A 12,337-nucleotide genomic window follows, 5' to 3' on the forward strand; every position below is an offset into this window, starting at 1 on the left:
TACTTTAATAAAATAAGCAGGCTGCATTAGCCTGCTCATTAATATGTATTATTCTACTACTATGTCTTATTAGCTCTTCCGCTCGATCCCTCATTTATTAGGCTTTCTTTGTCTCATTTTCGACCCTTACTATTCTAGATCTAATTATTAGTTCGACACTTCTTGTTTTCTCTCTATAAATTGTGGAATATAGTAGTACTAATGAGTCTCAATTTCTTTATATCTATTTCTTTTTTTTGAAAAAATCGAACTTAATCACATAATTAAAAAGAAAGGTAATTACAGTAGCTCCAAATGGAATCATCGTGTCCACCCATAGCGGATGCTCTGGTAATTTACCGGGAGGAGCATCACTTAATATTGCATAAAGGACAAAACAGTATATTAAGGACAATACCGTACCTGTTATGTTTCTATTTTTCACAGTTGCTTGTTCACCTCAATTTCAAATTAAATCAAAGTTATTAACTATTTACCTAAATAAAGTATAACACCATAATATTGCGAAGTTCAGATTTAACTTATATAAAAGACACCTCCAAGTAGTCCCCCTGTCCTATGACAGATTTCCTTTTTCTTGGAGGTGTTATTAGTCGGTTTTTACATCTTTATGGCTACTATAGACTTCAGTGGTTATTAATAATTTATTCTTGCCCCATTGTACTAATGTCGATTACAAATCGGTACCGAACATCTGAAGCGAGCACCCGCTCCCAAGCTTCATCAATTTGGTCCGCAGAAATGACCTCAATTTCAGAAGCGATATTGTGTTCAGCACAAAAGTTGAGCATTTCCTGTGTTTCGCGAATTCCGCCTATCATGGATCCAGCAAATGAGCGGCGATGGGCAATCAAAGAGAATACGTTCACTGCTAACGGATCAGCAGGAGCACCTACATTAACTAAGGTACCATCCAATGCTAGGAGAGAAAGATAGGCATCGATATTAATCTGCGCACTTACCGTATTCACGATAAGATCAAACGAACCGGCAAGTAGTTTGAATGTTTCTGGGTCGCTTGTTGCATAGTAGTGGTCCGCTCCTAAGTGGAGACCGTCTTCTTTTTTCTTCAATGACTGTGATAATACAGTCACCTCTGCTCCCATGGCATGGGCGATTTTAACTCCCATATGTCCGAGCCCACCAAGTCCTACAACGGCAACTTTTTTACCGGGTCCCGCTCCCCAATGGCGCAGTGGCGAATAAGTCGTAATTCCAGCACACAAAAGAGGTGCTGCGGCATCTAGCGGAATATTGTCAGGAATCTGAACAACGAAATCCTCAGTTACCACGATGTGGGTGGAATATCCTCCTTGCGTAATTTGTCCATATCGATCTGTAGATCCGTAGGTACCCGTATTTCCATTGAGGCAATATTGCTCCTCTCCTTGGTGACAATGACTGCATTCTCCGCAGGAGTCAACTAAACAACCTACCCCTACCCTGTCGCCTATAGCATATTTAGTTACTTCCGAACCCACTTGACTTACAATACCGGCGATCTCATGTCCCGGAACAAGCGGATAGTTCACGGGTCCCCATTCTCCACGTGCAGTGTGAATGTCAGAGTGGCAAATGCCAGCGTATTTAATTTCAATAAGGACGTCTTTGGGTTGGAGATTTCGGCGCTCGATCGTAGTCAGTGAGAATGGACCTTCTGGACTGAATGTAGCGCGTGCATTAACTTTAATCATACATGTAGACCTCCTGAAATTATAAATATATTAGGTATGATGTGTTCCAGTTGAGAAGATACTTTGCTTACCGTCGTAATTAAATATAAATGATTAGGCTAAATGCAATACTTTATCCGCCCGTCGCCGACTTTTATTACCGAGGGTCATACCCTTTGGATGAATGTAATAAATAACATTTCATCCATAACAATCCTCCTACATTTCTCTGAAATTTACAACAGTAATCGTAATATGAATTTTCTTTCTCTTTATATCGGATGATCCAAATTCCACATAAAAAACCACTAATATTGAAGGGCCAATTCTCCCATTAATATTAGTGGCTATGACAAAATATCCTCTATCTTAATTCACCTGTACTACTGACCATTGCTGATTATTCTGCAAGAGATCATCCCACTGAATAAGCTGCGTACCTGGGTTAGTTGAAGAGCCAATTACATCCACTGGTTTCAAACTGTTCATATTCATCATTTTAAAATATACGCCCTCTGTACTCTGTAGAGACCATTGCTGGGATACCTCTCCTGTGTTACCCCACTGAATAATATTGCTTTCAGAAGCAATTGTACCGTTAGCGACAGCTAGCACCTTGCCACTATTTCGATTGATTAGCTGATAGTTACCATTTCCAATGGGTACGAACTTCCAATGCTGGTTCCATCCCGCATTATCCGTATATTGAATGATATTACCTCCATCCACAGTAGACTTGCCACTTACATCTAAGACTAATCCACTATTTCTATTGACAATTTTATACCAAGAATTTGTATTCATTGTGGTGAAGCTAGAAGGTATGCTGAAAAGACCTGCTGTGGCATCCAGATTCCAATGATCGAACCAACCATACGCAATTTGATTGCCTTCAATTCTTAATGGCAACCAGACGTACCGAGAGTCCTGCAAATTATAACGATTCCATCGGTCAGCTAAGTATAAATACGTCGTACCGCTGGTACCTTCAATAGGCATGACGAATGTGGATTGTGAATTATAATTATTGCTGTTGCCAATGGTCTTCCACTCACTCCAAGAACTTCCCATAGAGGTAGCGGATACATATTGCTGGGTTGTAGGATCCCAACCCTTTTGTCTAGAGGTTAGGATGAAATACATCCCATTCTTTTTGACTACTGCGGGTGCTTCCAAGTATACATTGCTCCAAGAATTTACGATGCTGGATACACTCATATAATCCGAACTTAATTTGAATATTGTAAAGTTCGCATTTGCATCCGTTGCTCCCATTAGATAAGCCGCACCATCCGTATCTTTGTAAATGGTCATATCACGAATTTCATGATTCAGGGGCCGATATGAACCTTGGTACGTCCAAGGTCCAGTAATGGAGGAACTGGTTGCAACCCCAACTTTAGCGTCACAATAACATGAGTTATCAATATGCATGTACATCACGAACTTGTTGGTACTGTTGTTATATATAATTTTGGGACGTTCTACAATACGATCGTTCGTCAAATCACCAGATACCTGCGGACTTAGTGCTTGAACTTCAAATTTGAAATTAACAAAATCTGTAGTGGAATAAATATTGACGCCTCTGAACTTACCACTATCGGTAATTCCTGTCTTGTCTTCACCAACCCAGTAGTACGTACTCCCCACCTTAATCATTCCACCACCATGCGCTTGAATAAAATTACCATTCGTATCATTCCATGGTGTTCCTGGTACGATGATGTTACTAGCTGCCATAACCTTATTTGGAGAAAACACAACAACTGCGATGAAAAGAAGGGCCAGATATTTAATCAATTTAGTCATAGACATTGAGATTGCTCCTCTTCATTTAGATTAGAATTATGCAGGGTTAAACATACAGTTGGCGCTTACAATTTGGTGATAAGTTCCTCTTCCTAGTGTGCCATCACTAAATCCCCATTCGTCATCGAAAGGAAGTCGTTCGACCTCAAGTTCTGGAAGCGATTTCACGTTTTCTTGTAAATAGTCTTCCATTCGCTCAACGGTGCTCTGAAGCCGAATCAGTATCGAACCATATCTCATGTCGATAACTTCCCAACCAAATGGCTTAAAATCTTGGAACCACAATTTTTGATGGAGTTGACGGAGTCGGTTCATCTGAGGGATTAGACTCTGTATCTCCTGCTTCAATTGTTCAAGGACGGGGCGCTGTTTTTGCTCATATGCCGTTTTAAGACGTAATCCCATTGTGCATTTTTTACTTAGAACCTTGGCTAGCTCCCTGTACCATTCGAACATATGTCGATTATTAGGGTTACGATGTACTGAGACCTCAAGACGCTCAGCCAAGTCACGATAGTGATCTTCAAGTGGAATGCCTGCTATATTTGCATCATAGAGCCCGATTAGAACATCCTGCCACAGTAAAAACTTAGATGGATTGGACTCTCTTCCATTCCCCGGCTCTACACCCGGCGTCTCATCAAAAAGGCCAAGATTCAGAAAGTCACGTGCTTCTCCTCCCGTGCAAAAACGAAATCTAGATTCTAGTCTTCCTTCATCTATAGCTTCAGCATATGCATATTCTGCGTAAAGTTGAAGGCCAAACCATGCAGCCATCCATGGCGTCTCAGCCCCATTATCCCCCCACATCGTAGCTACGACCTCCTGTACTCCCTTATTCTTACAAGCTTGGAGCGCTGGGATCGTGGTTGAGAGCATCTTTCCCATATTGGGTGCAAGACCATTCCAAGTCCATACACCACCAGCAAAAATTAAGGGCCGGCCAATATCAAAATGTTTTTGAATAGAAGATTCGTAGAAATCCTGTTCCGTGTGATAATAATCCCAATACATCAGGCTGATCCCCTCTGGAATCTCCTTGAGGGCCTCCATTGGAATTACGTCATCTTCGTAAAGTTCTCCATTGCGCGGACCTTGATGGAAGTACATGTCGCTCCAGATCATAGGATCTAGCCCAAGACGCTCTGTTATGTGCAGCACATGTTGCAAATGATCATTCATTAATTTGAAGCGTTGCTGGTAGCCGTTATGTTTTAGAAATTTCCCTAATCCTAGCTGGTGTGCCTCATCCATGCCAATGTGGATGCGTTTAGTTCGGAAGGGTGACGAAGCAGAGCGAATCATGTGTTCAATAAATGTATAGGTTTCCTTCTTTCCGACTAATAAAATATCCGAAGTATCCTTGATTTCAGCAGCATAGTTCCATTTAAGAGCTTCCGTTAAGTGAGCCAGTGTCTGAATACAAGGAATAGCCTCAATTCCCATTTCATAAGCAAAGTCATCAATCTCTCGTAACTCCTGTTGACTATAACGCCCCCTCATATAGCCAAAGTAAGGATATTCATCAACTTCATAGGTATCCTCGGTATATAACATGACTTGATTTATACCCATTAAAGACAACGTTACCAAAGCACTTTGAATAGATTTCACGGTGGGTACAGCATTACGAGATACATCGAACAAGGTACCTACTGATTGGAACTGAGGTGTTTCACAGATGCTAAAAGACTGCTGCTGCAAATCCATATTACAAAATACAGTATTTATTTTCTCCGCCCATAAACCAAAGGCACGGAAGGCATGATGATTTTTTTCGTATCGAATTATGCCTGCTTGACCATTCCATTCGACCTCCAGAGGTCCTTCACGTTGCTGCCATGCCAAAGTGACGGCATCTGCATGATTCTCTGAAATGATATGGAGATCAAGGCGATCTGCTAAACGGGATAAACCGGTTAGTAGACTAGCGTATTCGCCGCTAAAATGAATTTTCATTCTATCCTCTCCTTTTGTAATTTCTCATAACTTGATGCCATAGATTCTATCTGCTTTAGGACCATGTCGATCGATACAGTATTTGCATCTCAGAAACTCAAGGTATTAACCTTTAACCGCACCTGCAGTAATCCCTTTGGTGATTTGCTCATTGAACAGAGCATAAATGACAATAGCAGGTATAGAGGTCAGTACCATGACAGCAAATTGGGAGCCATAATCTGAGGAATACTGCCCAGCAAAGTTCATAACAGAAAAAGGCAAAGTCTTTAAGGAATCCTTACTCAAAAAGGTTGCTGCCATAATGAACTCATTCCAGCAACTAATGAATGTAGTCACAGCAATAGTAACGAGCGCTGGCATGGTCAATGGCATAATGATACGAAATACGATTTGATAAATGTTGCAACCATCTATGACGGCAGATTCCTCTAATTCCTTAGGCAGACTCCGTAGGAAGCCTGATAAAATAAAAGTACCTAAGGGAACGGATACGGCCGTATAAGGAAGAATCAAACCTAGATAGGAATCAGTTAGATGCATCGTTTTAAAGATAGCGAAATTCGGAATCAATGTAGCGTGGATCGGAATCATAATGCCAAGAAGAATAATGGAGAAAAATAGACCTCGCAACTTCCACTGCATGCGGGTAAAAGCATAGCCAAGCAATAATGAAAAGACGACAGTTAATACAATTGTGGTAGTCGATACTAGCACACTATTAAACAAATACTTAGGGAATTTCCCGTCGATCCAGGCGTTAGTATAATTTATCCATTCCGGGGAGGTAGGCCATTTTAATATGGCTGATCCAAAGAAATCGCTACTTTTCAGAAAAGAAAAATCTACAAGCCATATTAGCGGGAATAGTTGTCCAAAAGCGACCGTGAGAAATAGAATCCATACGATTGATCTATTCCAAGTTTTCATGTTAACTACCTCCGTCCCGCAAAATATTAAGCGTTCTCACTTGGGATAAATCTATTACTTAAATACGTAGCTAAAAGGCATACAATAATGAACAAAATAGAAATGGCATTTGCATAACCATACTGACTTGCAGAAAAGGCCTTGTTATATAAATAGACGCCTAAAAATTGGGTTGCATCTCCAGGTCCGCCATTCGTAGTGAGGAATACGGTTTCCATCTGTTTGAGAGCTGTAATCATAGCTAACGTAACTTGAACTGCTATGACCGGTGCAAGTAACGGAATCGTAATTTTCCAATGTAGTCTGATACCAGAAGCTCCATCTAAATGTGCCGCTTCATATAAATCCTCGGGAATGCCTTTAATACCTGAATAATAAAAGAGTAATCCCCATCCGAAGCCAGACCATATAAGTATGAATAATAAAGAAATGAGTGCAGTCGATGTATCTCCCAACCAAGCATGCTTCCAACTGCTTAATCCGACGATATCTAATAATTTATTCACTATACCGAAGGAAGGATCCAGAAGATTGAGCCACATTCTCGAAATGACCACAACGGAAATGACGCAAGGGATAAAAAAGATAGTCCTGAATATCTTCTCAGCCTTACCCCCGAGCCTATCCAACAGGATAGCAAACAGAATGCATACTGGATGTTGCAAAATGATATAACCAAGTCCCAACAAAACTGCATTTAAAAGTGATCTCCAGAACCTCGAATCATGTAACAGCAATTCTTTGTAGTTCTCAAATCCAACCATAGTAAGTTGCGTACCGGGGCCAAGTGTATCTGTAAAGGAATAATAAAAACTTAGAACAATAGGAGCCAAGAATGTAAGGGCAAACAAAACTATCCCTGGAAATACGAACAAAAAAATAGCTACCTTGTTGCTTAATACTTTTCGCATCGTGGTCACTCCAATCCTAGATATAATTAAGGACAGGTGCTCGAACCTGCCCATAATTACACATCTATACTATGTCTAGTGTTTCTGTTTATCTGCAGCCGCCTGAAACTCGTTAATTAGTTGTTCCGGCGTAGAAGAGCCAGCGAAAAATTTACCCAGTGCATTTTGTGCCTCATCCTTAAATCCAGGGGTACCAAAATCGATAAAAGAAGCTCCTGGCATGGAAGTCCCATTCATGAGGATATCTGTTAGTTGTTTTTGGACTTCGCTTTCTTTCCCTGTTAATTGATATTTTTGCGCAGGTACAGCTGCACCTGTATCCCAAGCCGCTTTAGCCCATTGATCTGCTCTCATCATATAATCAAAGAACTTTTTGGCCTCTTCTGGATGATTGGACGATGTTGTGAGTGCATACCCGCCTCCGTTCCATGCTAGCAAATCCGTAGCCTTGCCTTTACCGTCTTCAACCCTAGGCACACTCATAACTCCAAGGTTGCTGCGGAATTCAGCAGACAATTTTTCATTACTGGCCATACCTGCTTCCCACGAACCCATATACCACATCGCAGCCTTCCCTTGGGTAAATAAGTTCTGAGAAGTACCATAATCAGCCGTCATATATGAATCTTGAAACATCTTTACATCCATCAATTGTTTCATTAGTTCCGCAGTCTTCATAAAACTTGGATCTTGAGTGAACGGTTTCTTATGGTCTACTGCATCTAATATGGCGTTAGGATCTCCACTCACTCGCTGAGCAAAGTCCTGATACATTAAGCCAAAAGTCCATAATTCTTTACCGTTAGTAGACATAGGTACGATGTTATTTGCTCGAAACGTCTTTGCAGCTTCAATCAGTTCATTAAAAGTTGTAGGTACTTTTACGTGATTATCAGTAAATAATTTTTTGTTATAGTAGATAACTTCATAATCACTGTTGCGAGGAAGTCCATAGATTTTGTTATCAAATGTATATGATTTGAAGGCCCCACTGAAAAACTTATAGTTGTCTCCTTCATATTCTTTAGGATCTAGCTCCCTTACATACTTAGCTTGGACCAAGGTGTTCAGATCGGCGCCGCTATGCACCATCGTAATGTCTATGGGCTCGTTAGATGCCATATAAGCCTTCTGCTTATTTCTAAAAGGTTCATCCCCAATGGCTTCGACCTCAATCTTGATGTTCGGGTTTTCTTTCATATAATTATCGACTACCATTTGTTCGGCCAAACCCTGGCCAGTCTTACGATCAGGCTGATTGGTGAATAGACGTAAGGTAACCATTTTTGCATCTTTATCGCTGCTCTCCGATCCTGCTTTAGTACTACCACCGCTACTGCATGCTGCCAACATGGCAACCATTAAAGTGGAAATAGCGACCAGTGTGTTCTTGTGGTATCTACTTGTCATATGCATTCTTTATCCCCTTTTTATTAATAATGACTTCATATTGCCTGAATGAATCATAACGTGCCTTTAAATTATCGTCAGTAGAGAAAAAACGAAGAAAGTTGAAATTTGTCGAATGATCAACCTTTCATATTGAACACATTTCACATTAAGATTAGTATTGTTTTAGTGCTCTATAGAAATGAGGAAATGTATTATGAAAAATTTTTATATGAATTTGAATATGAAATATAAAATTTTTATATTTTTCTACATACTTATCATCATGATTTCTATTACATTCGGTTATTACTGTTACCAAATCTCTAGCAAGCAAATCGTTAATAAAGTTAGCTTGACTAATCTCGGTGTGGTCAATGAAATTAGAAACAATATGACAAGCATGCAGCGGAACATTTCTGATTGGATTACCGTTTTTAGTCTAGCACCTGAAATACAGGAATCCTTAGTTACAAAAAACAGAGTATCTAAACGATTACAGACCTCTTTATATTTAGGTCAAACGGCTTCAATTATGAATCAGATGCTATTTTCGAAGAATTTCGATTATTTAGCTCTTTATGGTGCTGAAGATTATCCTATTTTTCAAGAAGCCACAGACGGAAGCAATGGTTCAGGCAGCCTGAAGCAGATTCAACTTACCGAAATATATCAATATGCTCTTAAAAAAAATGGTGCCTCCTATTGGTTTTCTCTTAATGACTCCAGCACTTTATTTATTCAGAATAATCGAAATGAAAAGATTGGTATGACGCGTATCGTTCGAGACATCCACAATGGGAACCATATCGGCTTTGTCTTCACAGGGATTAACCTAAAAACGATAAAGGAACAGTACTTGAGGAATCTATATGATGATCAACATGGTATTTTAATCTTAGATGAGAAGGGTTCGACTCTGCTGCAAGCTGGTATGGAAGCTATCTCTATGAATTCCTCTAGCTTATCTATCTCGAATCTATTACATACTTATGAATCTGGCGATGCGATAACCAAAGTACATGGAAAAAATATGCTTGTTACATATAGTGCTATAAATGAAAACGGCTGGAGAGTTGTATATCTGGTCCCTCTTTCTCTCTTGACGAAGGAACTTAGTTCAATCAAAACGTTTGTCTTTATTATGATTGTTGCTTGTCTGTTATTGAGCTTGCCATTTATGATGGTTCTCACCAGAATTATTACTTCCCCTATTAAAAATCTTGTCTATTCCATGGAAAGATTTCAAAATGGACATTTTGATGAACGTGTCGATATTAAATATCGTGATGAAATTGGGCATCTTAGCCGGGGCTATAACAAAATGGTTAAAAACATAAAAAAATTAGTGGACGAAGTTTATGTACTGGAGCTAAAAGAAAAAGAAGCTGAATTGAAAGCGCTACAATCTCAAATTAATCCTCATTTTTTGTACAACACACTAGATATGATTTTTTGGGAGGCTGAATCAGCTGGGCAATCTCAGATTAGTGAGATGATTATCCATTTGTCTCGCTTGTTTCGCTTGAATTTGAACAAAGGTAAAAGTATGACGAATTTGGCAAGAGAAAGCGAAATGCTCGAACTCTATTTATCTCTACAAAAAATGAGATTTAAGGATTCCCTAACCTACCAGATTAATATTTCGTCAGAACTTAATCCTTACGTGATTATGAAGTTGATTCTTCAACCCTTCATAGAAAATGCGTTAGTTCATGGCATCGAACAAAAGCGAGGCGGTGGAACTATCAGTGTTAGCGGGGAGTTAATTGGAAGTCGTATGTTATTCCAGATTAAGGATTCCGGGGTAGGAATGAGCGAGGAGACTATACAGCAATTACTTATGGAACAACCTGCAAGCAACATCAACACAGATAACGATACCAGCGGATATGCGATACACAATATTATTGCAAGACTAAAGTATTACTACAATGACAACTATCAACTTCGCTTTATTAGCAGTATGGGACAGGGTACAACCGTGGAATTAAACCTTCCCGCAATTCGTGAAAGTAAGGAGGGAATATAATGATTCAAATTATGCTTGTAGATGATGAAGAACGCGCCCGTAAAGGAATTTGTACTTTAATCGATTGGGAAAAATACGGGGTAACCATAGTCGCAGAAGCTAGAGATGGGATCGAAGCGCTTGAGCTATTGCAAGTCATGAATGTTGACATTCTAATTACGGATATTCGAATGCCTGAAATGGATGGTTTAGCTTTAATTGAGCATGTTTCTACACATTTTTCTCATATCAAATGTGTGGTGATGAGTGGATTCGACGATTTCTCATTTGCAAAAAAAGCGATAACATTTGGAGTTACTGACTATTTGCTTAAGCCTAGCCGCACCCAAGAGATATTGGATACTGTTCTAAAATTAGTTCATATGATTGAATTGGAAAGGCATCAAGAAGATACACTGGAGAAGCTTCGCAAAGGATTTCGGGAGAGCTTCCCCCTTTTAAAAGAAGATACATTAAGAAGACTAGTAACAACTCCCAATCCTCCCTTACATCGACTGCTGTCCCTATTGCGACTGAATCAGATTGATTTTCCATTAGCCTACTTCGGTACGATCGTCCTGCAGATCGATGATTTCCATTCTTTGCAGCAGCAATTTGGCCCTGAGGATATTGAATTATATAAATACAGCCTCAAAAATATTGCAGAAGAAACGATATCTCCTTCCTATATTTGTGCTGGATTGGAGCATGAAGATGACATCTTAATCATTATGAATAGTGGGGAATGGGTGAGTTCCGATGATTATATCCTTCTAGCTCAGCAAATCCAAACCAACATACAGAAGTATCTTCATTTCACTGTTTCCATTGGCTTAGGTAGTCTCGGAGCATCTGCCAAGCATTTGTACACCTCCTACCGAGAGGCAACCAGAGCGCTCAACAATAGGTATTATCTTGGCCGAGCCAAAATTGTAGATTATACCAAAACCATTGATGATGATCTGGATCAAACTTCATATCCCTTAGTTGAAGAAAAAGCTATTTTGCAAGTTCTGCTTCAAGGGAAACGCGAAGACTTGCTTGCTCGTCTGATACAATTCAGACATGCACTACATCCGGAAAGTAGCTCCAAAGAACATATTGTGAGATCAATGATTGCCTTAGTCTTTACTTTATACAGGGATTGTGTGGAGAGGAATTTAAATACAGGCGAAATATTCGGACAGGATTTAATCAAGTTATCTCATATCATGTCCCAATCCAGCTTAGATGTTATTCAAAACCTGTTGTATGATCTATTGTTGTCTATTTCAGATAAACGAAGTACACAAAAAAACGCTAACAAGTTGTTCCAAAGCGTTCTAAAATGCATCCATTCCAACTACAACAAGGATATTAGCCGAGAAACTGTAGCTCGCGAAGTTTTCATTAGCCCAGGATACCTGAGTCTATTGTTCAAGCAAGAATTAAATATGAATTTTCTTGAGTATTTGCATCAATTTCGTATAGAAAAAGCCAGCGAGTATCTAAGTGACCGCAGCTTAAAAATCACGGAAATAGCGCATCAAGTCGGTTATAACGATGATAAATATTTCTTTCAAGTTTTTAAGAAATATAGAGGCATGACACCAAATCAGTATCGAAACCAATGTATAGATTAATTGTAAAATTCCTCCATGACTAAAGGGCTT

General features: G+C 39.5%; 8 protein-coding genes. 2 read left to right on the forward strand and 6 right to left on the reverse strand.

Annotated features, from left to right (window positions below; genetic code table 11):
• Window positions 1–644 precede the first annotated feature (644 nt).
• The 6 genes from J2Z69_RS05065 to J2Z69_RS05090 form a co-directional block, all read right to left on the reverse strand.
• Window positions 645–1,694: an NAD(P)-dependent alcohol dehydrogenase gene (locus J2Z69_RS05065; RefSeq protein ID WP_209859727.1), complete on the reverse strand. Its 1,050-nt coding sequence runs from the start codon at window positions 1,692–1,694 to the stop codon at window positions 645–647.
• Window positions 1,695–2,042: 348 nt separating this feature from the next.
• On the reverse strand, window positions 2,043–3,491 hold the full coding sequence (locus J2Z69_RS05070; RefSeq protein ID WP_209859729.1) for an RICIN domain-containing protein: 1,449 nt from the start codon (window positions 3,489–3,491) through the stop codon (window positions 2,043–2,045).
• 30 nt (window positions 3,492–3,521) lie between these two features.
• On the reverse strand, window positions 3,522–5,444 hold the full coding sequence (locus tag J2Z69_RS05075) for a beta-N-acetylhexosaminidase (RefSeq protein ID WP_209859731.1): 1,923 nt from the start codon (window positions 5,442–5,444) through the stop codon (window positions 3,522–3,524).
• A 105-nt stretch (window positions 5,445–5,549) separates the two neighbouring features.
• The gene (locus tag J2Z69_RS05080) at window positions 5,550–6,374 is read right to left on the reverse strand and encodes a carbohydrate ABC transporter permease (protein WP_209859733.1); all 825 of its coding nucleotides are present in this window, start codon (window positions 6,372–6,374) and stop codon (window positions 5,550–5,552) included.
• Between the two features lie 26 nt (window positions 6,375–6,400).
• A complete protein-coding gene (locus J2Z69_RS05085) occupies window positions 6,401–7,285 on the reverse strand; it encodes a carbohydrate ABC transporter permease (protein ID WP_209859735.1) in 885 nt (294 codons plus the stop codon).
• A 75-nt stretch (window positions 7,286–7,360) separates the two neighbouring features.
• On the reverse strand, window positions 7,361–8,701 hold the full coding sequence (locus J2Z69_RS05090; protein ID WP_209859737.1) for an ABC transporter substrate-binding protein: 1,341 nt from the start codon (window positions 8,699–8,701) through the stop codon (window positions 7,361–7,363).
• 259 nt (window positions 8,702–8,960) lie between these two features.
• Between J2Z69_RS05090 and J2Z69_RS05095 the strand changes: the two genes are divergently transcribed.
• Together J2Z69_RS05095 and J2Z69_RS05100 are read left to right on the forward strand one after the other, a co-directional pair.
• Window positions 8,961–10,706: a sensor histidine kinase gene (locus J2Z69_RS05095; RefSeq protein ID WP_209859739.1), complete on the forward strand. Its 1,746-nt coding sequence runs from the start codon at window positions 8,961–8,963 to the stop codon at window positions 10,704–10,706.
• Window positions 10,706–12,307, forward strand: coding sequence for a response regulator (locus J2Z69_RS05100; protein WP_209859740.1), 1,602 nt, complete (start codon window positions 10,706–10,708; stop codon window positions 12,305–12,307). The genes J2Z69_RS05095 and J2Z69_RS05100 overlap by 1 nt, the downstream gene beginning before the upstream one ends.
• Window positions 12,308–12,337: the final 30 nt, after the last annotated feature.

The organism is Paenibacillus shirakamiensis, from assembly GCF_017874255.1.
Taxonomy (GTDB): Bacteria; Bacillota; Bacilli; order Paenibacillales; family Paenibacillaceae; genus Fontibacillus; species Fontibacillus shirakamiensis.

Coding starts and splice junctions, on each gene's coding strand:
- J2Z69_RS05065 (WP_209859727.1), bottom strand. CDS start 1,694: ATGATTAAAGTTAATGCACGCGCTACATTCAGTCCAGAAGGTCCATTC.
- J2Z69_RS05070 (WP_209859729.1), bottom strand. CDS start 3,491: ATGTCTATGACTAAATTGATTAAATATCTGGCCCTTCTTTTCATCGCA.
- J2Z69_RS05075 (WP_209859731.1), bottom strand. CDS start 5,444: ATGAAAATTCATTTTAGCGGCGAATACGCTAGTCTACTAACCGGTTTA.
- J2Z69_RS05080 (WP_209859733.1), bottom strand. CDS start 6,374: ATGAAAACTTGGAATAGATCAATCGTATGGATTCTATTTCTCACGGTC.
- J2Z69_RS05085 (WP_209859735.1), bottom strand. CDS start 7,285: ATGCGAAAAGTATTAAGCAACAAGGTAGCTATTTTTTTGTTCGTATTT.
- J2Z69_RS05090 (WP_209859737.1), bottom strand. CDS start 8,701: ATGCATATGACAAGTAGATACCACAAGAACACACTGGTCGCTATTTCC.
- J2Z69_RS05095 (WP_209859739.1), top strand. CDS start 8,961: ATGATTTCTATTACATTCGGTTATTACTGTTACCAAATCTCTAGCAAG.
- J2Z69_RS05100 (WP_209859740.1), top strand. CDS start 10,706: ATGATTCAAATTATGCTTGTAGATGATGAAGAACGCGCCCGTAAAGGA.